The sequence below is a fragment of the Pseudomonas sp. LBUM1676 genome (assembly GCF_059695605.1).
In genome coordinates, this window is sequence record NZ_CP166777.1 from 5578572 (window position 1) to 5600927 (window position 22356).

Consider the following 22356-nt stretch of genomic DNA (forward strand, 5'->3'; position numbering starts at 1 on the left):
GCTTAGGAAAGATCCTACATCACGCACAGATACAGCTGAGGTTCAATACGCCCGGCAACTGCTAGGCTCAGCTCCGAGTCGGCCATTACCGTTGTAACGGTATATAACAAAAAAGAATATAACTTTTGTTTTAACAACTAACGGTACGGGTTAGGGTGTGCCACCTTTTGAACCAATCGATGGAGAGCGACCTTGCCTCTGCGTAGCACTTTCACGCGTTTCTTTCAGTTGGAAGCTGCCAGCGGTCTGTTACTGATCGCCGCTGCAGCCCTGGCTTTGATCATCAACAACTCTGCGCTGTCGTGGCTCTACAGCGGCCTGCTGGATACCCCCGTGGTCGCCCAGATCGGCGCGTTGAAAATCGCCAAGCCCTTGCTGCTGTGGATCAACGACGGTCTGATGGCCATGTTCTTCCTGCTGATCGGCCTGGAAGTGAAGCGCGAAGTGCTCGACGGCCAGCTGTCCAAGCCGTCACAGATCGTCTTGCCCGGCGCGGCCGCCATTGGCGGCATGGTGGTACCGGCGCTGATCTACTGGTTTCTCAACCGCGATAACCCGCCAGCTCTCAGCGGCTGGGCCATTCCGATGGCCACCGACATCGCCTTCGCCCTCGGCGTGCTCGCCCTGCTGGGCAAGCGGGTGCCGGTGTCGCTGAAACTGTTCCTGATGACCCTGGCGATCATCGATGACCTTGGCGCCATCATCGTCATCGCGATCTTCTATTCAGGCGCATTATCGACCCTGTCCCTGGGCCTTGCCGCCGCCTGCATCGTGGCACTGATCGCGATGAACAGACTGGGCGTGGTCAAGCTCGGGCCGTACATGATCATTGGCCTGATCCTGTGGGTCTGCGTCCTCAAGAGTGGCGTCCACGCCACCCTGGCCGGCGTGACCCTGGCCTTCTGCATTCCGCTTCGCACCCGCAATGCCGAACCTTCGCCGCTGCTGACCCTGGAGCATGCCCTGCATCCATGGGTGGCCTACGGCATCCTGCCGCTGTTCGCCTTCGCCAACGCCGGCCTGTCCCTGAGCGGCGTCACCGTCGAAAGCTTCACCCACGACGTGCCGATGGGCATCGCCGTCGGCCTGCTCCTGGGCAAGATGCTCGGCGTGTTCGGCCTGACCTGGCTGGCGGTGAAAATCGGCATCGCCGCCCTGCCCCAAGGCGCCAACTGGGGCCAGGTACTGGGCGTGGCGATCCTCTGCGGCATCGGTTTCACCATGAGTCTGTTTGTTGGCTCCCTGGCGTTTGTGCCGGGCGCCAGTGAATACGCCGGGATGGATCGGATGGGGATTCTGACGGGTTCGATTCTGGCGGCGGTGATCGGGTATGCGGTGACGGCAGTGGCGAGTCGCAAGCACGCGCTGTAGGAGCAAGCTTGCTCGCGATGGACTCCTGAGCGACGCATTCATTCAGGCAGTACGCGTTATCGTTGGCGTCCATCGCTAGCAAGCTGGCTCCTACAGGGGGAGATGAGATCACCCGCCACTCCAATCTTGCATCCGAAAAAAAACCCCGACCAGTCACCTGATCGGGGTTTTCTTTTGCCTCGTCCGGCTTAATGCGAAACGCGGCTCGTACCATCCACCGTGGCAATCCGCACACGCTCGCCAACACGGAACACTTCGTTTTCCTGAACCTGTTGCACGTAGGCGCGCATGCTGCCGTCGTCTTCACGGACGGTGATTTCCACGCCCTGGGTGCGGGTCAGGCCTTCTTCGGTTGCGGAACCGAGCAGACCGCCCGCCACTGCGCCGATGACGGCTGCAACGATACTGCCGCGACCGCCGCCGATGGCGCTACCGCCGACACCGCCTACAACTGCGCCAGCTGCGCCGCCGATCGGGGTCTTGGTGCCTTCGATTTTTACCGGACGCAATGCTTCAATGGTGCCCATGCGAATCGTCTGTACACGACGCGCTTCGTCACGGGAATAGGAGTCACCGGTCAGGTTCGATTGGCAGCCAGTGAGCAACATCGCCATGGTGGAAAAGGAAGCAACCAACAGAACAGACTTACGCATAGCATTAACTCCAAAAAGACAGGTATTCATTAAACTCCGCAGCATGACGCCTGTCACGGCATCGCCCGGATAAAATTGGTTTCATTCAGTTCCGGTACAGACGCCCTCGCAAACTCACCACACAGTAGCGGCAAATTCCGGGATCTGCCCCGCTGACTCAAGGATTGTCATGGATTACTTCATCATTGTCGTCACCACTGTCGCCGGCCTGTACTTCCATGGGTGGTTGTACGTACGGATCAAGCGCTGGATGGACCGCGATCTGGCGTTGGCCCTTGCTGGCAGCGATGAGCATAAGAAAGCCTTCATGCTGCAACAATTGGCAAACGCTCAGGCGCAGAAGATCAAGCGTCGGGACCTGCCCCAGTGGCTGGAGGCCGCTGCGGCAGGCTATCCCGCTCGGTAGACTGCTCAGGGTGCCAGACGTTCAAGAATCCAGTTGGCGCCCAGACGGTAGTTGAGGCGATCGTGCAGGCGGCTCGGACGGCCCTGCCAGAATTCGATGCGCTCAGGCAGCAGGCGATAACCTCCCCAATGCTCGGGGCAGTGAGGCTGGGTGTCGCTGAAGCGTTGCTCGGTGTTCTTGAGCAGCGCTTGCAGTTCGTCACGATCAGCAATCACGCGACTTTGCGGTGAAGCCCAGGCACCCAGCCGGCTGCCCAGCGGCCGGACTTGAAAGTAGGCATCGGACTCCTCGGGCGTTACCTTCACCACCCGACCCTCGATGCGCACCTGGCGCTCCAGGGCCGGCCAGAAAAAGGTCATGGCCGCGAACGGGTTCGCCGCCAGGTGCTGGCCCTTGGCACTGTCGTAGTTGGTGAAGAAGGTGAAGCCCTGCTCGTCCAGTCCCTTGAGCAGCAGGATGCGGCAATGCGGCCGACCGTCCTGATCGACGGTGGCCAGGGTCATGGCGTTGGCTTCCACCGGCGCCTGCTCGGTTTTCACCGCGTCGGCGAACCACTGATGGAACAGCGCGAACGGCTCTGCCGGGGCTTGCGCCTCCGTCAGGCCATCACGGGTGTAGTCGCGACGCATATCAGCCAGGCCCTGGGTCATGGCGCATTCCTTTTGGTTAACGGATCACTTTTTTGCAGCTTCGGCAGCTGCGACTTTCTTGTCGGCGGCTGCGGCTTTGGCTGGCGCGGTCTTTTTCGCCGGCGTTTTAGCCGGTGCTTTCTTGGCTGGAGCCTTGGCAGCTTTCTTGGCTGGCGCCTTCTTCGCAGCAGGTACAGCGGCTTTCTTCGCGGCTGGCGCAGGAGTGACCGGCGCGGCCACTGGCTTGACGTCCTGAGCGGCGACCAGGCGTATTGGCGCCGGGGCCGGCATGTTGTACTTGCTCAGCAGCGCCACCATGGTGTTCTGCGGGGTCACCAGCAGTTCCACGCGACGGTTCAAGGCACGACCTTCATTGCTGTCGTTGGCAGCACGCGGGGCTTCACCGCCCATGCCACGCAACATCAGGCGATCACGTTGCAGACCGCTGAGACGGAAAATCGCGGCCACGGACTGGGCACGCTCCTGACTCAGCTTCACGTTGGCCGGTGCGGCGCCTGACGTATCGCTGTGACCGAGCACCAGTACGGCAGTCTTTGGATCGACTTCGAGAATTTTTGCAACCCGGGTGAACGGACCGAGCGTCACCGGCAGCAGCATGGCCGGACGGTCAGGGTTGAACGAGCCTTCTACCGGCGCGGTGACCACCAGAACGTTTTCACGGCGCTCAAGCTGCAGATTGCTGTCTTTGATGGCTGCGCGCAGACGCGGTTCGTAATCGTCGAGCCAGGCCTGGGTGACTTTCGGATCAGGCATTGGCACGGCTTTGGCGGTGCTTTGCTCCTTGCCACCGAACGGCCACCACCATTTGCCGCCGGCAGCGGCCTCAGCCTTGGCCACTTCGACCGGTTTGGCTTCAGGTTTTACTTCCGGCTTCTTGTCGAGCACCTCTTCGGAGCCAAACGGCCAGTACCATGGGCTGGCGCTTTCAGCCTTGGCGACAGGTGCAGTCGCGGCAGGCTTGAGGGGAGCCGGGGCTGCTGCTGGAGCCGGTTCTTTATTGGCGACTTTGTCGGACGAACCGAACGGCCACCAGCTGCTGCCATCCGAATCATTTTGTGGAGTTTGTGCGCAACCGGTAATGGCGAAGCACAGGGCCAAGGCGAGGGTTTTATTGGATGACATTGGATTTCCACAAAATGAAGTAATGAAAAAACAGGCCGGATTGACCCGGGATAAACAGACGCTTTGAAAACATAAAGGCCTTTGGGTTCCGGCCCTGGAACCCTTGAGCAGGATTTACAGACAAGTGGCCAGTATCCGCGCCAGCTTTTGCGCCCGTGGATCCATCAAGACGTACGGCCCCAGGGTATTTGTCACAAAACCGAAGGCCACGTCGTATTCAGGGTCGGCAAAACCGGTGGAACCGCCCGCGCCCGGATGGCCGAAGGCACGAGGGCCAAGGCCGTAGGTCGCATTGGCGACGTCCGGTTGATCCAGCATGCAACCCAGGCCGAAACGGGTCCGGGTCAGTAAAGTCTTGTCTTCGCCGAGGCTGTGTTCGCGGGTCAGCTCATCAAGCATCTCGCTTTCCAGCAGGCTGCCGTCGAGCAAGCCGGCGTAGAACCCGGCCAGGCTGCGGGCATTGCCGTGGCCATTGGCCGCCGGCTGCTGCATCCGACGCCACTCTGGCTTGTTGGTGCTGGTCATGATCGACGGCGGGTTGGTGAACGCCCTCGTGGTCATGGCCGTTGGCTCGCGCATCGTCACTTGCAGCAAGCGCTGGGCCGCGGCATCGCCGACACTGCCCTTGCCCCGGGCAATGTGCGCCACGCGGTGAAACTCTTGATCCGCCAGGCCGACATGAAAATCCAACCCTAACGGCTTGGCAACCCGCGCCACGATGGCCTCGCCCGGCCCTCGGCCGTCGGCACGCCGCAGTAACTCGCCGACCAGCCAGCCGTAGGTTATCGCGGCGTAACCATGACCCTCACCCAGCGTCCACCACGGGGTTTCGGCGGCCAGGGCATCGACCATGGTTTGCCAGTCGTAAAGCGCTTCGGGTGCCAGCAGTTCGCGCAGCGCCGGCAGACCGGCCTGGTGGCAGAGCAATTGGCGCAGGGTCACGGATCCTTTGCCGGCGGCAGCAAACTCGGGCCAATAGCGGGCAACCGGGGCGTCCAGTTGCAACTTGCCTTCGGCCACCAATTGCAGGGCGGTGACGGCGGTAAAGGTCTTGGTGCAGGAGAACAGGTTGGCGATGGTGTCGCTGTGCCAGGCTTCGCTGCCATCCTTGTCGGCACTGCCGGCCCAAAGATCGACCACGGTTTCACCGCCGATCTGGATGCACAACGCTGCGCCACGTTCCTGGGGATCGTCGAACAGCGCCGCGAACGCCTCACGCACCGCTTCGAACTTTAGATCGTAATAACCCTGAATCTGCACCCGCAACTCCCTTGGATAAACGCACTATAAAGTGGCCCGCATTGTTCCAGCCATTGAGGGTTTTGGGAACAGGGGCGGGCTCGGCGGTTGGTCGCCTTTGCCTAGATCAGCAATTCATGGCGTCTTTTCCTCGGCCTTGGCCTTCCCGGCCTCTTTGCCCAATTGATCAACGATCGCCAGGTTGCTCTTGCGCACACTGTCGACAAATCCCTGGAACGGCAGATCGGTAATGCCCACCAGGCCAAAGTGACCGTTCTCACCGTCCTGCAGACGCCCGGTCACCGGTTGATCGAGGTACTGGAACCAATGCACCCCGACAATCGACGGCTCGCTCATCGCCTGTTTGAGGAAGTTCGCGTAGGCCGGCCCACGGTCTTCTTCCTTGGCCAGTTGCGTCACGCCACCCCAGAACGGGCCGCGATCGGCGGAGCCGAAGTTGAATTCGGTGATCAGCACCGGTTTGTCCAGGCTGCGCAACGCGGCGAAGTCATAACCGTCCTGCGGTTTCAGGGTGTACATGTTGAAACTCAACACATCGCAATACTGGGCGCAGGAGGTCACGGCTTCCGGGGTGCTGATGGCGAAGCGGCCGCCCAGCAACATCTGGTTCGGCGCATGCCATTTCAGCGAATCGGAAATGGTCTTGAAGTAAGTGTCGGCGAAGACCTTCTGGAAGTATTTGAAATCAGCTTCGATTTCCGGGTATTCAGCGCTCGGCAATGGCGGCACGAAGCCCGGGTCTTCCATCAGTTCCCAGGCCGGCAAATCGATGCCCCAGGCTTTGGACAGGCCCGCCTGGTTGCGGTATTTGTCCCGCAGCTGCTTGAGGAAGGCGCGTTTGGCCGGCACGTCGGTGGTCATTCTCAAGGTGCCATAGGCCAGCGCGTAACGGGCCTTCGGGTCGTCGCCGGGACCGGCCCAGGCCAGTTCGTTATCGGCGAAGTAGCCGATCAGCCACGGATCGTCGCGATGGTCGCGGGCAGCGATGGCGACGGCACGTTCGGTAGCCATGGCGAACCGCGGATCGAACGGGTCGGGCATGCCGCCCCACCAGTCGCTGCCGGTGCTGATACTGGCGTAATCACCGACGATCGACAGCGGCAAGGTATAGGGCACCCGGTCGGAGTTGGCCAATACCGGAGCACTCCAGTTACCGACGGTGTTGAAGCCCCAGGCCTGCAGGCGGTCAAGCGCATGGTTGGCCCATTGCTTTTCATCGACCACGGCCTTGCACGGCTCGGCGGCTGTCTGTTCAGCGGTTTGTACGACCGTTGCTGCAACGGCCTCGGACTTCGTCGCTTCGGCGACACCGGCCTTGGACTCGGCAGCTGCAGGTGCGGCGGGTTGCTCGGCGGCCTTGTCGACCGTCGACTCGACCGCGTCGGCCTTGGCCGCCTCGGCGACACCGGCCTTGGTGTCGCTGCCCAGGGCGCAAGGTTCGCCATACACACGCTGCAAGTTGGCCCCATAGAAGTCGTACCAGCGACCGGCGTTATACCCACGGCCCTGATCGGCACCGTTGCCTCCGCGGTTGTCGCCTTCGCCATAGTGACTGGCCAGCAGCTCATCGGGTTTTGGCAGGGATTCGAACATCCATTCGCGACCGGCGATGTAGGTCCGATTGACGTCCGGAGTCACGGTGTTGACCCCAAGCGAGTAAAACGGATGCCCTTCTGGGGTCACCAGGTACCAGCGCCCGTCACGTTTTTCGGTGCGGAAAAAGCCACTGGCCTTGAACACCGGGCCTTTTTCCCTGCCTCCGAACCTGTCCAACGAGGACTTCTGACGCTCGGCCAGCCAGGTTTTCAGCTGTTGCTGTTCCTTGGCGGCGACGCTTTTGAGTTGTTCGTCGTTGCCGATCTTCTCTGGCCATTTGCCGCGGGTGGATTGCCCGTAAGCGTCCACCAGGCCGCCATAAGCCGCTTTGGTCACCGCTTCGCCATCCTGCACGCCGAACCGCTCGAGCAGAATGCTCTGGGCGACTTTCGGCTGATCCATCGACAAGGTCACCGACACCACCTGGCTGCGCTCCAGCTCACCCGCGCTGCTGGCCAGCAATACGCGCTGGCCGTCAAAGGTCATGGGCATCGGCGGCCCGGCTTTCATGCCCAGGCTCAATGGCGTAAACGGCTGCAGCGGCACGAGCAAGGTTTGCGCAGGGCCGGCCGGCAGATCGACGCGGCTGACCAGGGTCTTGCCGTCGTTGCTCTGGATTTTCACGTGCAGGGTCACGGCCCAATTCATCGCGCTTTGAATCCGCAGGCTCATGAAACCCGACTGCGACCAGTCCCAGGCACCGGTTTGCGGGCTCAGGCGCAAGGTTGGCTGCGCCGCCGGGTTGAACGTCACCCGGCGCAACACCTCGCCTTCAGCCGTTTGTTCGGCGTTGGCTTGCGGCAGGCTGGCATCCTGAGTCGCCACCTGGACCACGTCGGCGGGGCGCACGAAGTTGAACAGCGTCTGTTGGCCGGCGGGGGCCGCCAGCACAGGGGCTGCAAACATCAGGACAAAAACAGCAGGCAACGAACGGCGAATCATAGGAACGAAGTTCTCCCTAACGACCTTCAATGGGCCAATGGAATAGCGATGGTAGAGAGATAGACAACAGGTTGGGCAAAATTGCCCAGCCCTGTTTCAGGAAATTTCACGACGGAATGGCGGCAACGCATTGAGGATCGCCTTGCCGTAGCGCTGGGTCACCAGGCGCCGATCGAGCAAGGTGATGGTGCCGCGGTCTTCTTCGGTGCGCAGCAAACGCCCGCAGGCCTGGACCAGTTTCAGCGAGGCATCCGGCACGGAGATTTCCATGAACGGATTGCCGCCACGGGCTTCGATCCATTCCGCCAGCGCCGCTTCGACCGGATCGTCGGGCACCGAGAACGGAATCTTGGCAATCACCACGTGTTCGCAATACGCACCGGGCAAGTCGACCCCTTCGGCGAAACTCGCCAGGCCGAACAGCACACTGGAATCCCCGCCATCGACCCGCGCCTTGTGCTTGTTCAGGGTTTCCTGTTTCGACAGGTTGCCTTGAATGAACACTTGCTTGCGCCAGTCGCGATCCAGGCCGTCGAATACGTCCTGCATCTGTTTGCGCGAGGAGAACAGCACCAGGGTGCCACGGGAACCTTCGACCAATTGCGGCAGATCGCGAATGATCGCGGCGGTGTGGGCCGGCGCATCACGCGGGTCGGCCTTCAGGTCCGGTACCCGCAGCACACCGGCATCGGCGTGGTGGAACGGGCTCGGGACTACGGCGGTGACGGCTTTTTTCGGCAGGCCGGCGCGCATCCGGAAACGATCGAAGGTTCCGAGGGCGGTCAGGGTCGCCGAGGTTACCAGCGCGCCATAGGCCACGTTCCACAGGTTGCGTCGGAGCATTTCCGCCGCGAGGATCGGGCTGGCGTTGACCTCGATGTCGAACAGCGAACCGCTTTCAGCCAGGGTCAGCCAACGGGCCATGGGGGGGTTGTCTTCCGGGTCTTCGACGGTGAAGGCGGTCCACAACTCCCAGTTGCCCGAAGAACGGGACAACAGACTGCCGAACAGCGGATACCACTCTTCGGCCTGGTTGCTGGCGATGCCGATGTTGACCTCGCCGTCCATGCCTTCCTTGAGCAGTTCGGTAAGCCGAGTGAACAGGTCGGTCAGACGGGCAAAGCCCTTCTTCAGTTCGATGCCCATCTCGCGCATATGCTCGGGAATCACCCCGCCGACGAAACGGTGCCGCGGCCGCTCGCGGCCTTCGACGTCTTCGCCGGGTTTGAAATCGGCGACCTGCTCGCAGGCGGTGAACATGAACTGCTGCTGGGTCTTGATCTCCCGCGCCAGCTCCGGCACCTGTTCGATCAGCTTGCCCAGATCCCCCGGCAGCGGGTGTTGGGCCAGTAATTTGGTCAGGTTCTTGGCGGTGGTTTCCAGCCAGTCGGCGGTGGAGCGCAGGCGCGTGTAATGGGCGAAGTGGCCGATGGCCTTGTCCGGCAGGTGATGACCTTCGTCGAACACGTAGATGGTGTCGCGCGGGTCCGGCAGCACCGCGCCGCCGCCGAGGGCCAGGTCGGCCAGGACCATGTCGTGGTTGGTGACGATCACGTCGACCTTGCCCATGCCTTCGCGGGCCTTGTAAAAGGCGCACTGGCCGAAGTTCGGGCAATGGCGGTTGGTGCACTGGCTATGGTCGGTGGTCAGGCGTGCCCAGTCGGCGTCTTCCAGGGCGGTAGACCAACTGTCGCGATCGCCGTCCCACTTATTGCCGGCGAGCTTCTCGATCATGCTGGTGAACAGCTTCTGGCTGGCCTCGTCGACCTCGATCTTGAAGCCGTCTTCTTCGAACAGCTGCGCCGTGGCGGTTTGTGCGTGGCCTTCCTGGAGCAACATGTCGAGCTTGGACAGGCACATGTAGCGCCCCCGCCCCTTGGCCAGGGCAAAGCTGAAGTTCAGCCCGCTGTTGCGCATCAGGTCGGGCAGGTCCTTGTAGACGATCTGCTCTTGCAGGGCCACGGTGGCCGTGGCAATCACCAGGCGCTTGCCGGCGGCCTTCGCCGTGGGGATGGCCGCGAGGCTGTAGGCCACGGTTTTACCGGTACCGGTGCCAGCTTCCACCGCGACAATCGCGGGGTCGCCACTGCGCCGGCCTTCGTCGTCGGTGTCGATGGCACCGAGGACCTTGGCAATTTCGGCGATCATCAGGCGTTGTCCGTAGCGCGGCTTGAGGCTCTTGGCTTCGAGAAAACGCGAGTAGGCGCCCTGGATCGTGGTTTTGAGTTCGGTGCTGATCATGGATTGTCGGGCGCAAAAAACGCTGGATAAATTTTCAGTGGTTCGGTTCGGTCGCTATCATACCCCGCTAATTAATCCCGCGCAGAACGGAGTACCTCAATGACACCTTTTGGCATCGTTTATACCCTGCATGTCCTGTCCGCCCTGGTATGGGTCGGCGGCATGTTTTTCGCCTGGATGGTCTTGCGCCCGGCGGCGATGAAGGCGCTGGAGGGGCCTGCCCGGTTGAAGCTGTGGGTAGAAGTGTTTCAGGGTTTTTTCCGCTGGGTCTGGGTGGCGGTGGTACTTCTGCCGATCAGCGGCGTGGGCATGATTCATATGCAGTACGCCGGTTTTGAAACCGCGCCGCGGTATGTGCAGGTGATGATGGGGTTGTATGTGGTGATGACTGCGCTGTTTATCCGGATCCAGGCGTTGTTGTTGCCGGAATTGCGCATGGCGGTGACGGCGCAGGACTGGCCGACGGGGGCGGCGGTGCTGGGGAGGATTCGCAGGTTGGTGGGGATTAATCTGTTGGTTGGGTTGGTGCTGGTGGCAGTGGCTGCGGCCAGGCCTATGTTTTGAGGCGGCTGGACTGACGCCTTCGCGGGCAAGCCTCGCTCCTACAGGGTTTGAGTCGTGCAAGACATTGCGAACGACACAAACCCGTAGGAGCGAGGCTTGCCCGCGAAGACAATCGATCAAACGACACATATCTCAGGAATGGATTACAACCGCTGAACAGTCACCGAACCTTCCGCACCCGCAGGCCCCGGCTGGCCGTCATCGCCAGGGCGCCCGCTCTTACCGCCATCGGCCTTGTATACGAAACAGCCCTTGGCCTTGCCACCCGCCCCCGGCTTGCCGCCAGGGCCGGCCAGCCCACCGATGCCGCCGGCGACCTGGACCTTGATCTGTTCTATCGGGTAATCGCGCGGCACTTCCAGCCGGACCAACGCCCCCGACGCTCCCGGCTGGCCGTCGCTGCCATTGCTGCCATCGGCTCCGCGACCGGCCTGGCCCCAGGTGCAACCCGGCGCCTGTCCGTTGGCCCCATCGAGACCGACAAAACCCGGTGCACCCGCACCACCGCGCGCGTCCACCGACAATTGTGGCGCATTCAGTGCCTTGATCTGCAACGTCAGGTTGCGCCCGGAACGGGCAGCCTTGAGGTAGGTTCCCGGCGCACCGCGAGCGGTGATCTGACTGCCTTCGGACAATTGCGCACGACTGACCTTCAGCGCCAGGGCCTGTTCGCTGGGTACGATCGCGATCCGCGCTTCACGCCCCATGTGCAACTGGTCGACGGACACTTCGGTCACGTTTGAAGGAATCAACAAGGTGCCGTAATCCGCCACTTCCAGGCGTTCCAGATGCAAGGTGCTGGCGGTATTGGGCAAACGCATCAGCGAGTTGGTTTCAACGCTTACCACCTGTGCGCAGGCCAATGGACTGACGAGTGCGGCGAGCAGACAGAGTTTACGCATGGGAAGCCTTCGATACGGTGGGAGCCGGAATGGTTTGCAGGTGGAAAACGCCGAAGAAGAGGATTTTCAGGCGATCAAGCCATGGGTGGGGGCGGCCTCTGAGGCTGCGAAAGCAAAATACCGCCTCAAGCAGATGAAGGCCTGCCAATAGGGTACCAGCCATATTGACCAGTAAATGCAGCGGATTGATAAACGGCATGAGCAGGTTGACCAGCACCACCAACCAGAACAGCAGGGTCAACAGCTTCCCCAGCCACCAGAACACCTTCATACGCTCCCTCCGTGAGAATTATTCTTTGCACGCACAGTAACGGCTTCCACACGGGATAAGCCAGAGGGCAATGTGCAAATTCTTCCGGAAGGTGCCCAATGGCCGCCGGACCTACCAAGATGTCTGTCCGACGGCTCTATGACGGGCCTCAGCGATTGATGTGCAACTCCACGCGACGGTTTTGCTCACGCCCCGCGTCTGTTTCGTTATCGGCCACCGGCTCGAGCTCCCCGCGGCCTTCGCTGGTGAGTTTGTTCGCCGCCAGGCCCCGGCTCAACAGATAGTCCGCCACGGCGCTGGCCCGCCGTTCAGAGAGTGCCTGGTTGTAGGCGTCCGAGCCTTTGCTGTCGGTATGACCGATCACCTTGATGCTCACCACATCGGCGCCTTGCAGTTTGCTCATCAGCGAATCCAGCTTGCTTTGCGCCGAAGGGGTCAGGTCGGACTTGTTGAAGGCAAACAGCACGTCGTCTCTGAGGACGATGACTTCGGCGCGTACCGGTTCAACGGGTTTCACGCTGACCGGATACTGTGGCAACGGACACCCGTGATGCTCGACGGGAGTGTCGGCGGGGGTGTCAGGACAGCGATCACGACGATCGAAGACGCCGTCGTCATCTTCGTCGCCATCCTGGGCGAAACAGATCAAACCACCGGTCAAGATACCGAGCGCCGCTCCACCAGCCGCCCAACCGCTACTTTGCAAAGCGCCCAGGCCCCCGCCGACCAGCCCGCCGACGACGCTGCAGATCGGCCAGGTTCGTTGATTCAAGGGGGCGGTGCCATCGCTGTGAGTAGCGCAACCGGTCAACAGACTGCCAAGCAGCAGAACCGGCAAGACGGTCCTTGTGAGAACACTCATGGTGAAAGCTCCTGTGTTACCGGCCGATGCCGGTTACACAGGAGTAAAGACCCGCATCCGCGACTGCACAAGCCGCGCAATGCGAGGGGCCTAGCGGTTGATTTTGATTTCGGTGCGACGGTTCGACGCACGACCGTCAGCGGTTTTGTTGTCGGCAACCGGCTGGCTTTCACCGGCACCCGTCACGGACACAAAGCTGCTGCGTGGTACACCCTGGGAAATCAGGTATTCGACCACCGAGTGCGCGCGACGATCCGACAGTTTCTGGTTATAAGCGTCACTGCCCACGCTGTCGGTGTGACCGGTCACGGTCAACTGGGCGGTACTGGCCTCCTGTTTCAGGCGGGTGGCGATGATGTTGAGTACATCCTTATCCGAAGGGGTCAGTGTGGCTTTGTCGAACTGGAAATGAACATCGCGGATGACGATGACTTCTTCCTTGACCACCACAGCCTCTTCGACCACTGGCGCAGGCACCGGTGGCGGGCAACCATCGGCATCGACCTGTACGCCTCGAGGCGTACCCGGGCACTTGTCGCGGCTATCCGGCACACCATCGCCGTCTTCGTCGCCATCGCCGTGAACCCAGCAATAGGCCGCAGCCGTGCCGCCGATCAGCAGCGCGCCATACCCTGCCCATGCCGAACTCTCGGTTGCGCCGAGCCCCGCACCCACGACACCGCCGACTGCCGCACAGGTCGGCCAGTCGGTTTTCTGCAAACCTGCACAACCAGTCAACACACTGGTTAGCAGAACCAAGGGTAATGCTGTCCGAACTATGCTCATCTAGTTTTCTCCTGAGGGATCGGCTTGAAACCGATTCTAGGGAGTAAAGACCCGAGTTTTAATCTCCGCCAACAATAGGCTATTGCCGTTTCGTCCTGTGTTTCCCGGCTGATCGGCACTTTTAACCTGATACAGCTCTATATCTGGACCTGTGGGCAGGCTAGTCTTGGCGCTCTGATTGAGGATCTTCGATGATTGCAGGTTATTCTCCGCGCACGCCCCAGCAAGCGCTGGCCGCTTTGCTCGATCGTTACGCCCCGCTGCGCCTGTTGCTGATTGGTGCCAGCCAATTCCCCGCGCTTGAAGCCTTCAAGCTCGCCCATCCGGACACCTGCGTGGCCCACGCGGCACCCGGGCCGTTGCCGGCTGAACTGGCGGCACGCCGGTTCGACCTGGCGCTGGTGGTCGATTGCCTGGAACATTTGCCTAAACGCGACGGCCTGAACCTGTTGGGCGGGATTCGCAACCTCAACGCCAGCCGCATCGCGGTGCTGGCGGACTTGCCGGCCAGTGGCTGGCAAGAAACCGACTTCTTCTCTTTAGCCCTGCAAGCCAGCGAACGCTTCCAGCGCGACGAGCAGGTGCTGACACTGTTTACCTACGATCTGCTTGACTATAAACAAGTACCCGACTGGCTCAATTCGCGGTTCTGGGCCAATCCGGAAAACTTCGGGAAATATTGGTGGTAACGCAATGAGTACATCCATTTGCCCTTGCGGCAGCGGCACCCTGCTGGACGCCTGCTGCGGTCATTACCATGCCGGGCATCCGGCGCCTTGTGCCGAAGCCTTGATGCGTTCGCGCTACAGCGCTTATGTGCTGGGCCTGATCGATTATCTGGTGACGACCACCTTGCCTGCGCAACAGCCAGGCCTGGACCGGCAGTCCATCAGCGACTGGAGCGCCCAAAGCACCTGGCTGGGCCTGGAAGTAGAGAGTTCCGAGGTCCTCGGCGGTCAGCCGGAACACGCATTCGTCACTTTCACGGCGCGCTGGCACGACGGCGGCGGCGAACACAGCCACCGCGAACGCTCATCGTTCGTGCAGAACGCCGGCCGCTGGTACTTCATCGATCCCACCGTGCCACTCAAGGCCGGGCGCAACGATGCCTGCCCATGCGCCAGCGGGCAGAAATTCAAGAAGTGCTGCGCGGGGTATTTCGCCGCGTGAAGTGAGGTCAAAAGCCGACGGCCTTCGACAGCTCCTGCATTTGGTCGGCGTACTGCCGAAGGCTGCGATCTTTTAAAGACTAAACTGGTGTTCAAGGGAGAAATTCGACCATGATCACCCGCCGGCTCGCATTGCATCTGCTCGCCCTGCTCCTGTGTCTGGGGCTTGGCGGCTGCGCGTCCTGGTTCGGCGACGATCTGCCAGAGCCGCAGGTGCATCTGGTCAAGGTCGAAGTCGTCCAGGCCAAGCTGATGCAGCAACGATTCCTCCTCTACTTTCGCGTCGACAACCCCAACGACAGCGACCTGACAGTGCGCGGCCTCGAATATCGCATCCACCTGGGCGACATGCTGCTGACCGAAGGCGAGCACGAACACTGGTTTACGGTCGGTCCCAAGCGCAGTGCGTACTTCAAGGTACCGGTTCGCACCAACCTGTGGCCCAAGGTCCGGGATCTGGTGAAACTGCTGAAGAAACCCGATCAGCCCATCCCCTACCGTCTGGAAGGCGAAATGGAAACCGGTTTATTCATCGCGCACTACGTGCACCTTGCGCGCAATGGCGTGATAATCCCCGCCGATTTAATTCCGGAGCAACCTCGATGACCCAGCAACCTCATGTCCATGGCCCTGACTGCAACCACGATCATGACCATCACGAGCACCATGATCACGACCAAGGCCATGTCCACGGCCCGAACTGCGGCCACGCCCACCAGGAACCGGTGCGCAACGCCCTGAAAGACGTCGGCCGCAACGACCCGTGCCCATGCGGCAACGGCAAGAAATTCAAGAAGTGCCACGGGGCCTGAGGCTTCTGGCGAAGATTTTCTTCGCCTGTTGAATCGCCTTCGCGAGCAAGCCCGCTCCCACAGGGGTCCTGTGAACGACATACCCCCTGTAGGAGCGAGCGATGCGACGACCCGACTTGCCCGCGATGGTGGTCAACGATAACGCGCCCTTTCTGACAAAACCGCGGCGCCATCGCGAGCAACTCACTCCAAATCCTGAAATAACCTTACCCCCCGCTTGCGCGCCCACCTCCTGCTCACTAACGTAGCGCCTTTACTGACGCTACCCCCGCAGGAGCTTTGCCATGGCCTCGCCAGCCCTCACACATTTTCTTCCCCGGTTCGGCGTTGCCGCAGCAGTGGCCGGTGTTTTGAGCCTGACCGGTTGTCAGACCTGGAACACCCAGGACACCCTTCCGCCAGCCACCGGTGTACAGCCGCTCAAAGGCCTGGCGCAGAACGTTTCGGTGCGGCGCAATGCCATGGGCGTGCCGTTGATCGAAAGCAGCAACTTCCACGACACGCTGTTCGCCCTCGGCTACGTGCACGCCACGGACCGCATCGCGCAAATGGTGACCTTGCGCCTGCTGGCACAGGGCCGTCTATCGGAGATGTCCGGTTCGGACCTGCTCGACGCCGACCGCTACATGCGTGCGGTCAACCTGAAAAAGAGCGCGGGCGAGCTGTATAAAGCGTCGTCGCCGCGCCTCAAGCGCTTTTTCGAGGTCTATGCTCGTGGCGTCAACGCTTACCTGTTCCGCTTCCAGGACAAGCTGCCGGCGGACCTCGCCGCCACCGGCTACAAGCCTGAATACTGGAAACCGGAAGACTCGGCGCTGATTTTCTGCCTGCTCAATTTCAGTCAATCGGCCAACCTGCCGGAAGAAATTTCCTCGCTGATGCTGGCCCAGACCGTCAGCACCGACAAACTGGCGTGGCTGACTCCGTCCGCGCCCGATGAAAAACTGCCGGTGGCCGAAGCCGAGAAACTTCAGGGCATCAAGCTCAACGGGCAGATCCCGGGCCTGGCGCAAATCAACAAAGCCACCGGCCAACTGTCGGATCTGAACCTGCTGGGCGCCACTTCATCGAACAACTGGGCGATTGCCCCGCAACGCAGCCGCAGCGGTAAAAGCCTGCTGGCCAGCGACAGCCATGGGCCGCTGGGCGTGCCGTCGTTGTTCAGTTACGTGCAGATTCGCGCGCCGAAGTACCAGGCTTCCGGTGCGACCGTCGCCGGCTTGCCCATGGTGCTGGGCGGTTTCAACGGCAAGGTGGCCTGGAGCATGACGTCGGTCATGGGCGATAACCAGGACCTGTTTCTGGAAAAAATCAAACGCCAGGGCAACGGACTTTCCTACGAAGTTGGTGGCAAATGGCAACCGGCGATCGTGCGCAACGAAACCTATTTCGTCAAAGGCCAGCGGCCGATTCGTGAACCTGTCTACGAAACTCGCCATGGCCCACTGCTCAACAGTGCCCAGGGCGCCGCGCTGGCCAACGGCTTCGGCCTGGCCTTGCAGACGCCGAACTTCACCGACGACAAGACCCTGGATGCGTTTTTCGACCTGTCCCGGGCGCAGAACGTCGAAAAAGCGTCGGATGCCAGCCGCGAAATCCGCGCCATGACCCTGAACCTGGTCTTCGCCGACGCCAGCAACATTGGCTGGCAAGTCACCGGTCGCTACCCGAACCGTCGCGAAGGCGAAGGCCTGCTGCCCTCCCCGGGCTGGGAAGGCCGTTACGACTGGGACGGTTACGCCGACCCGATGCTGCACCCCTACGATCAGGATCCGGCCCAAGGCTGGCTCGGCACTGCCAACCAGCGGGTCATTCCCCATGGCTATGGCATGCAGCTGTCCAATTCCTGGTCGGCCCCGGAACGTGGCGAACGCATGGCCGAACTGGCTGGCGCGGGCAAACATGACACCCGCAGCCTGATCGCCATGCAATATGACCAGAGCACTACGTTCGCCGCCAAGCTGAAGAAAGTGTTCGCCGCGCCGGGCATGGCCCAGCCGCTCAAGCAGGCCATCGACGCATTGCCGGCTGCCGACCGCGACAAGGCTCGCGAGGCACACACCCGCTTGATGGCGTTCGACGGCAAACTCAGTCCGGTCTCCGCCGACGCGGCGATCTACGAACTGTTCCTCCAGGAAAGCACCCGGCAGATCTTTCTCGACGAACTGGGTCCGGAAAACAGCCCGGCGTGGAAAGCCTTTATCGCCAACGGCACGTTGTCCTACGCAGCTCAGGCCGATCACCTGCTGGGCCGTGAGGACAGCCCGTTCTGGGATGACACTCGCACGGCGCAAAAAGAAGACAAACCGGCGATCCTCGCTCGCAGCCTCGCGGCGGCTATCAGCGCCGGTGACAGTCAGCTGGGTGGCGATCACAAAGCCTGGCAGTGGGGCAAACTGCACCGCTACGAATGGAAGAATGCCAGTGGCCAGGTCGTGCGCGGTCCGCTGGCGGCGGGCGGCGATCACACGACGCTCAACACCGCGGCATTCACCTGGGGCCAGGATTTCAACACCACCCTGGCGCCGGCCATGCGCATGATCGTCGACTTCGGCCAGGCTGAACCCCTGATGGGACAAAACGGTACAGGCCAGTCCGGCAACCCGGCGAGTGCGAACTACCTGGACAGCATCGATCCGTGGCTCAAGCGCCAGTACATGAGCTTGCCGATGCAGCCGCAGAACTTTGACAAGGTGTATGGGAGCAAGCGGTTGACCCTGACACCGGGCAAATAAGCGTCACCGCGACCTGTGCGGGAGCGGGCTTGCTCGCGAAAGCGGTGTGTCATTCAACAGCAATGTCGACTGATACGCGCTCTTCGCGAGCAAGCCCGCTCCCCCAGTTGAATGTCGTTTGTCCCAAGAATCCCGATAGAACTTCTCGCCTCGCGCCCACCTCATAGCTAACAAATCCCTCCATTTTTGGTAACAAACATGGACCTTGTTATCGCCCGTCCCGAAGGTCTGTACTGCCCCGCCGGAGATTTCTATATCGATCCCTGGCGCCCCGTCGAACGCGCGGTGATTACTCACGCCCATGGCGACCATGCCAAGGGTGGCAACCAGCACTATCTGGCGGCGGCTCCCGGCGAAGGCATCCTGCGCACTCGCCTGGGGGCCGATATCAATTTGCAAACCCTGCCTTACGGCGTTCCACTGGCTCACCATGGCGTGACCTTGAGTTTCCATCCCGCTGGGCACGTGCTCGGTTCGGCCCAGGTTCGCCTGGAATACGGTGGCGAAGTCTGGGTCGCCTCGGGGGACTACAAGATCGAGCCGGACGGCACCTGCGCACCGTTCGAACCCGTACGCTGCGACACCTTCATCACCGAATCGACCTTTGGCCTGCCGATCTATCGCTGGCAGCCCCAGGCGCAGGTCTTTGCCGAGATCAATCAGTGGTGGCAAGCCAATGCCGCCGCCGACAAGGCCAGCGTGTTGTTCTGCTACTCCTTCGGCAAGGCGCAGCGCATCCTCCATGGAATTGACGCCAGCCTCGGCCCCATTCTGGTTCACGGCGCGGTAGAACCCTTGAACAGGGTGTATCGCGAGAGCGGTGTCTATCTTCCACCAACCATCTACGCCGGCGAGCTGAAAAAGAGCGACCCGATCATGCGCAAGGCGTTGGTGCTGGCCCCGCCTTCGGCTGGCGGCAGCACCTGGATGCGACGCTTCGGCGACTACAGCGACGGCTTTGCCAGTGGCTGGATGCGTTTGCGCGGCACACGTCGGCGGCGCGGTGTCGACCGCGGCTTCGTCTTGTCCGACCACGCCGACTGGCCCGGCCTGCTGTGGGCCATCGAGCAAACCGGCGCGGAACGGGTGATGGTCACCCACGGCTCGGTCGCCATACTGGTGCGCCATCTGCGTGAGCAAGGACTCGACGCACAGAGTTTCAACACCGAGTACGGCGACGACGAGGAAGAAACTCCGATCATCGAACCGGCACTCGCCGAGGTGCCGACATGAAGGCCTTCGCCCAGTTGTATGCCGAGCTCGACGCCACGACGTCGAGCAACGCCAAACTGGCGGCGATGCAACGTTATTTCGCTGAGGCTGCTCCAGGAGATGCGGCGTGGGCGGTTTACTTTTTGTCCGGCGGACGCCCCCGGCAATTGGTGCCGGTGCGTATCCTGCGCGAACTGGCGGTGAAGTTTTCCGGCCTGTCGACGTGGCTGTTCGAGGAGAGTTATCAGGCCGTCGGCGATCTGGCGGAAACCATTTCGCTGGTACTGCCAGAAGCAGCCCACAGTTCCACGGATGGCTTGGCGGTGTGGATCGAAGACAAGCTGTTGCCACTGCGCGGCGAACCACCGGACGTGCTCGCCGAACGACTTCCGGCGCTCTGGTCACAACTGGACCGCCCCAGCCTGATGCTCTGTATCAAACTGATCACCGGCAGTTTCCGCGTCGGCGTTTCCAAGCTGCTGGTGACGCGCGCCCTGGCGGCCATGGCGCACCTCGACAGCAAACGCGTGGCGCAGCGGCTGGTGGGCTATACCGACCTGTCCAATCGTCCGAGCGCGGCCAGCTATTTGAAGCTGATTGCCGCCGAATCCTCCGACGAGCACGCCCAACGGGGCGGCCAGCCCTATCCGTTTTTTCTGGCCCATGCGCTGTCACAGCCGGTCGAACAGTTTGAAGCCCTGCTCGGCCCCGCCAGCCACTGGCAAGTGGAATGGAAGTGGGACGGCATTCGCGCCCAAGTAGTCAAGCGCGAAGGACGCCTGTGGATCTGGTCGCGCGGCGAAGAACTGGTGACCGAGCGTTTCCCCGAACTGAACAGCCTGGTTCACTGCCTGCCTGACGGCACCGTGATCGACGGCGAAATCGTTGCCTGGAAAACCGTTCGACCGGACACCGAGGATGCCTTCGATCCACAAGCACCCGCCGCGCCCGCGGTGCAACCCTTTGCCCTGCTGCAGCAGCGCATTGGCCGCAAGATCCTGGGCAAGAAAATCCTCGACGAGGTGCCGGTGGTGATACTCGGCTACGACTTGCTGGAATGGCAAGGCGAAGACTGGCGCAACCAGACCCAAAGCCAACGTCGCACTCAGCTGGATCAGGTGATTGCCACCTGCGCCAACCCGGTGTTAATGCCCTCGCCGGTGCTCAACGGTGACGATTGGTTCGACCTCGCCCGACAACGGAAAGCGTCCCGCAGCCTGGGTGTCGAGGGCATGATGCTCAAAGCCAGGGATGCACTCTATGGCGTCGGCCGGACCAAGGACATGGGCGTCTGGTGGAAATGGAAAGTCGACCCGTTCAGCGTCGACGCGATCCTGATCTATGCGCAACGGGGGCATGGCCGCCGAGCCAGTCTTTACAGCGACTACACCTTCGCCGTGTGGGATGGCCCACCCGGCGCCAGCGAACGCACGCTGGTGCCGTTTGCCAAGGCCTATTCGGGCCTCTCCGATGAAGAAATGCGCCAGGTCGACAGCATCGTGCGCAAGACCACGGTGGAGAAGTTCGGACCGGTCAGCAGTGTGAAGCCGAGCCTGGTGTTCGAGCTGGGGTTCGAGGGGATTGCCCTTTCGAAGAGGCACAAGAGCGGGATCGCCGTACGGTTTCCGCGGATGCTGCGCTGGCGGCAGGACAAGTCGGTCGAGGAGGCTGACAATCTTGGCACCCTGCAGGATTTATTGGGCTGACGGTGTTCTTGTGGGGGCGAGCCTGCTCGCGAAAGCGGTCTTTCAAACCCATTTAATTTGACTGACTCCCCCTCTTCGCGAGCAGGCTCGCTCCCACAGGGGATTTATGCCGATTCGAACCAAAACGGTGCAGTCTTTTTCCAGCGCCCAATTTCGTGCATAAATCCCTCCCCGTCATTTCTTGTACTACCTTTTAAACGCTTGTTCGGGACTCTGGTTCGGAAATTGCTACTTTCATAGGGTCTTACGCTTTCCAGTAACAATAATTCTGCGCCACAAGCGCTCATATTGGTTTTTAGGGATTGAATAATGAAAAAAGCATTGCTGACCCTTTCTGCACTGGCGTTGTGCATGGCTGCGGGCTCCGCCGTGGCCAAGGAGTACAAGGAATTGCGTTTTGGGGTTGACCCTTCCTATGCACCGTTCGAGTCGAAAGCGGCCGACGGTAGCCTGGTGGGCTTCGATATCGATCTGGGGAACGCGATCTGCGCCGAGCTGAAGGTCAAGTGCAAATGGGTCGAGAGCGATTTCGACGGCATGATTCCGGGCCTGAAGGCCAACAAATTCGACGGTGTGATCTCTTCGATGACCGTCACCCCGGCTCGCGAAAAAGTCATCGACTTCTCCGATGAGCTGTTTTCCGGTCCGACCGCTTACGTGTTCAAGAAAGGGTCCGGCCTGAGCGAAGATGTCGCTTCGTTGAAGGGCAAGACCGTAGGCTACGAGCAAGGCACCATTCAGGAAGCCTACGCCAAGGCCGTGCTGGACAAGGCCGGGGTCAAAACCCAGGCCTATCAGAACCAGGATCAGGTGTATTCCGACCTGATGTCCGGTCGCCTCGACGCGGCGATCCAGGACATGCTGCAAGCCGAACTGGGCTTCTTGAAGTCGCCAAAAGGCGAAGGCTACGAAGTCAGCAAGCCGGTCGCCAGCGAACTGCTGCCGTCCAAAACAGCTATCGGTATCTCTAAAGGTAACAAAGACCTCAAAGAGCTTTTGAATAAAGGTATCAAAGCGTTACACGACGATGGCACCTACGCCACCATTCAGAAGAAACACTTTGGCGATCTGAATCTGTACAGCGGCAAATAATGCC

At 61.2% G+C, this 22356-nt stretch carries 21 protein-coding genes; 11 read left to right on the top strand and 10 right to left on the bottom strand.

Annotation, left to right across the window (positions count from 1 at the left end):
* The first annotated feature begins 192 nt into the window (after positions 1–192).
* Entirely contained in the window at positions 193–1371 is a 1179-nt protein-coding gene (gene nhaA / locus ACA041_RS25765; protein ID WP_497438409.1) for a Na+/H+ antiporter NhaA, read from the top strand.
* Between the two features lie 188 nt (positions 1372–1559).
* Here nhaA and ACA041_RS25770 read toward each other — a convergent pair whose 3' ends face one another.
* Positions 1560–2024, bottom strand: coding sequence for an outer membrane lipoprotein (locus ACA041_RS25770; protein ID WP_064676178.1), 465 nt, complete (start codon positions 2022–2024; stop codon positions 1560–1562).
* A 169-nt stretch (positions 2025–2193) separates the two neighbouring features.
* Here ACA041_RS25770 and ACA041_RS25775 point away from each other — a divergent pair, with 169 nt between their 5' ends.
* Positions 2194–2430, top strand: coding sequence for a hypothetical protein (locus ACA041_RS25775; RefSeq protein WP_497438410.1), 237 nt, complete (start codon positions 2194–2196; stop codon positions 2428–2430).
* 5 nt (positions 2431–2435) lie between these two features.
* Here the strand turns inward: ACA041_RS25775 and pdxH are convergent, their stop codons facing one another.
* The 5 genes from pdxH to dinG form a co-directional block, all read right to left on the bottom strand.
* On the bottom strand, positions 2436–3080 hold the full coding sequence (gene pdxH / locus ACA041_RS25780) for a pyridoxamine 5'-phosphate oxidase (protein ID WP_497438411.1): 645 nt from the start codon (positions 3078–3080) through the stop codon (positions 2436–2438).
* 24 nt (positions 3081–3104) lie between these two features.
* Positions 3105–4202: an OmpA family protein gene (locus ACA041_RS25785; RefSeq protein ID WP_497438412.1), complete on the bottom strand. Its 1098-nt coding sequence runs from the start codon at positions 4200–4202 to the stop codon at positions 3105–3107.
* A gap of 114 nt (positions 4203–4316) precedes the next feature.
* Positions 4317–5462, bottom strand: a complete 1146-nt coding sequence (locus ACA041_RS25790; protein ID WP_497438413.1) for a serine hydrolase domain-containing protein — start codon at positions 5460–5462, stop codon at positions 4317–4319.
* 114 nt (positions 5463–5576) lie between these two features.
* A complete protein-coding gene (locus tag ACA041_RS25795) occupies positions 5577–8000 on the bottom strand; it encodes a beta-agarase (protein ID WP_497438414.1) in 2424 nt (807 codons plus the stop codon).
* A 96-nt stretch (positions 8001–8096) separates the two neighbouring features.
* On the bottom strand, positions 8097–10241 hold the full coding sequence (gene dinG / locus ACA041_RS25800) for an ATP-dependent DNA helicase DinG (RefSeq protein WP_497438415.1): 2145 nt from the start codon (positions 10239–10241) through the stop codon (positions 8097–8099).
* Between the two features lie 99 nt (positions 10242–10340).
* Here dinG and ACA041_RS25805 point away from each other — a divergent pair, with 99 nt between their 5' ends.
* On the top strand, positions 10341–10805 hold the full coding sequence (locus ACA041_RS25805) for a CopD family protein (protein WP_497438416.1): 465 nt from the start codon (positions 10341–10343) through the stop codon (positions 10803–10805).
* A gap of 143 nt (positions 10806–10948) precedes the next feature.
* Here the strand turns inward: ACA041_RS25805 and ACA041_RS25810 are convergent, their stop codons facing one another.
* The 4 genes from ACA041_RS25810 to ACA041_RS25825 form a co-directional block, all read right to left on the bottom strand.
* Entirely contained in the window at positions 10949–11707 is a 759-nt protein-coding gene (locus ACA041_RS25810; protein ID WP_497438417.1) for a collagen-like protein, read from the bottom strand.
* Positions 11700–11978 (bottom strand): DUF1145 domain-containing protein, encoded by a 279-nt coding sequence (locus ACA041_RS25815; RefSeq protein WP_497438418.1) that lies wholly within the window; start codon positions 11976–11978, stop codon positions 11700–11702. The genes ACA041_RS25810 and ACA041_RS25815 overlap by 8 nt, the downstream gene beginning before the upstream one ends.
* A 148-nt stretch (positions 11979–12126) precedes the next feature.
* Positions 12127–12840: a PA1041 family peptidoglycan-binding anchor lipoprotein gene (locus ACA041_RS25820; protein WP_497438419.1), complete on the bottom strand. Its 714-nt coding sequence runs from the start codon at positions 12838–12840 to the stop codon at positions 12127–12129.
* Between the two features lie 90 nt (positions 12841–12930).
* Positions 12931–13626: a PA1041 family peptidoglycan-binding anchor lipoprotein gene (locus ACA041_RS25825; protein ID WP_497438420.1), complete on the bottom strand. Its 696-nt coding sequence runs from the start codon at positions 13624–13626 to the stop codon at positions 12931–12933.
* Between the two features lie 191 nt (positions 13627–13817).
* Here ACA041_RS25825 and ACA041_RS25830 point away from each other — a divergent pair, with 191 nt between their 5' ends.
* The 8 genes from ACA041_RS25830 to ACA041_RS25865 all read left to right on the top strand — a co-directional run bounded on the left by ACA041_RS25830 (position 13818) and on the right by ACA041_RS25865 (position 22352).
* Positions 13818–14315 carry a DUF6231 family protein gene (locus ACA041_RS25830; protein ID WP_497438421.1) on the top strand — a complete coding sequence of 166 codons (498 nt, stop codon included), beginning with the start codon at positions 13818–13820 and terminating at the stop codon, positions 14313–14315.
* A gap of 4 nt (positions 14316–14319) precedes the next feature.
* Positions 14320–14796, top strand: coding sequence for a YchJ family protein (locus ACA041_RS25835; protein WP_497438422.1), 477 nt, complete (start codon positions 14320–14322; stop codon positions 14794–14796).
* Positions 14797–14906: 110 nt separating this feature from the next.
* On the top strand, positions 14907–15401 hold the full coding sequence (locus ACA041_RS25840) for an LEA/WHy family protein (RefSeq protein WP_497438423.1): 495 nt from the start codon (positions 14907–14909) through the stop codon (positions 15399–15401).
* Positions 15398–15607, top strand: coding sequence for an SEC-C metal-binding domain-containing protein (locus ACA041_RS25845; RefSeq protein ID WP_497438424.1), 210 nt, complete (start codon positions 15398–15400; stop codon positions 15605–15607). Before ACA041_RS25840 ends, ACA041_RS25845 begins: the two co-directional genes overlap by 4 nt.
* 284 nt (positions 15608–15891) lie before the next feature.
* Positions 15892–18342, top strand: coding sequence for a penicillin acylase family protein (locus tag ACA041_RS25850; RefSeq protein ID WP_497438425.1), 2451 nt, complete (start codon positions 15892–15894; stop codon positions 18340–18342).
* A 198-nt stretch (positions 18343–18540) separates the two neighbouring features.
* On the top strand, positions 18541–19575 hold the full coding sequence (locus tag ACA041_RS25855; RefSeq protein ID WP_497438426.1) for a ligase-associated DNA damage response exonuclease: 1035 nt from the start codon (positions 18541–18543) through the stop codon (positions 19573–19575).
* On the top strand, positions 19572–21260 hold the full coding sequence (locus ACA041_RS25860) for an ATP-dependent DNA ligase (RefSeq protein WP_497438427.1): 1689 nt from the start codon (positions 19572–19574) through the stop codon (positions 21258–21260). The genes ACA041_RS25855 and ACA041_RS25860 overlap by 4 nt, the downstream gene beginning before the upstream one ends.
* 309 nt (positions 21261–21569) lie before the next feature.
* Positions 21570–22352, top strand: a complete 783-nt coding sequence (locus tag ACA041_RS25865; RefSeq protein ID WP_497438428.1) for a transporter substrate-binding domain-containing protein — start codon at positions 21570–21572, stop codon at positions 22350–22352.
* Positions 22353–22356 lie beyond the last annotated feature (4 nt).

Excerpts from the sequence above, each read along its gene's own strand:
- ACA041_RS25770 (WP_064676178.1), bottom strand. The coding sequence starts at position 2,024 with ATGCGTAAGTCTGTTCTGTTGGTTGCTTCCTTTTCCACCATGGCGATG.
- ACA041_RS25775 (WP_497438410.1), top strand. The coding sequence starts at position 2,194 with ATGGATTACTTCATCATTGTCGTCACCACTGTCGCCGGCCTGTACTTC.
- pdxH (WP_497438411.1), bottom strand. The coding sequence starts at position 3,080 with ATGACCCAGGGCCTGGCTGATATGCGTCGCGACTACACCCGTGATGGC.
- ACA041_RS25785 (WP_497438412.1), bottom strand. The coding sequence starts at position 4,202 with ATGTCATCCAATAAAACCCTCGCCTTGGCCCTGTGCTTCGCCATTACC.
- ACA041_RS25795 (WP_497438414.1), bottom strand. The coding sequence starts at position 8,000 with ATGATTCGCCGTTCGTTGCCTGCTGTTTTTGTCCTGATGTTTGCAGCC.
- dinG (WP_497438415.1), bottom strand. The coding sequence starts at position 10,241 with ATGATCAGCACCGAACTCAAAACCACGATCCAGGGCGCCTACTCGCGT.
- ACA041_RS25805 (WP_497438416.1), top strand. The coding sequence starts at position 10,341 with ATGACACCTTTTGGCATCGTTTATACCCTGCATGTCCTGTCCGCCCTG.
- ACA041_RS25810 (WP_497438417.1), bottom strand. The coding sequence starts at position 11,707 with ATGCGTAAACTCTGTCTGCTCGCCGCACTCGTCAGTCCATTGGCCTGC.
- ACA041_RS25815 (WP_497438418.1), bottom strand. The coding sequence starts at position 11,978 with ATGAAGGTGTTCTGGTGGCTGGGGAAGCTGTTGACCCTGCTGTTCTGG.
- ACA041_RS25820 (WP_497438419.1), bottom strand. The coding sequence starts at position 12,840 with ATGAGTGTTCTCACAAGGACCGTCTTGCCGGTTCTGCTGCTTGGCAGT.
- ACA041_RS25825 (WP_497438420.1), bottom strand. The coding sequence starts at position 13,626 with ATGAGCATAGTTCGGACAGCATTACCCTTGGTTCTGCTAACCAGTGTG.
- ACA041_RS25830 (WP_497438421.1), top strand. The coding sequence starts at position 13,818 with ATGATTGCAGGTTATTCTCCGCGCACGCCCCAGCAAGCGCTGGCCGCT.
- ACA041_RS25835 (WP_497438422.1), top strand. The coding sequence starts at position 14,320 with ATGAGTACATCCATTTGCCCTTGCGGCAGCGGCACCCTGCTGGACGCC.
- ACA041_RS25840 (WP_497438423.1), top strand. The coding sequence starts at position 14,907 with ATGATCACCCGCCGGCTCGCATTGCATCTGCTCGCCCTGCTCCTGTGT.
- ACA041_RS25845 (WP_497438424.1), top strand. The coding sequence starts at position 15,398 with ATGACCCAGCAACCTCATGTCCATGGCCCTGACTGCAACCACGATCAT.
- ACA041_RS25850 (WP_497438425.1), top strand. The coding sequence starts at position 15,892 with ATGGCCTCGCCAGCCCTCACACATTTTCTTCCCCGGTTCGGCGTTGCC.
- ACA041_RS25855 (WP_497438426.1), top strand. The coding sequence starts at position 18,541 with ATGGACCTTGTTATCGCCCGTCCCGAAGGTCTGTACTGCCCCGCCGGA.
- ACA041_RS25860 (WP_497438427.1), top strand. The coding sequence starts at position 19,572 with ATGAAGGCCTTCGCCCAGTTGTATGCCGAGCTCGACGCCACGACGTCG.
- ACA041_RS25865 (WP_497438428.1), top strand. The coding sequence starts at position 21,570 with ATGAAAAAAGCATTGCTGACCCTTTCTGCACTGGCGTTGTGCATGGCT.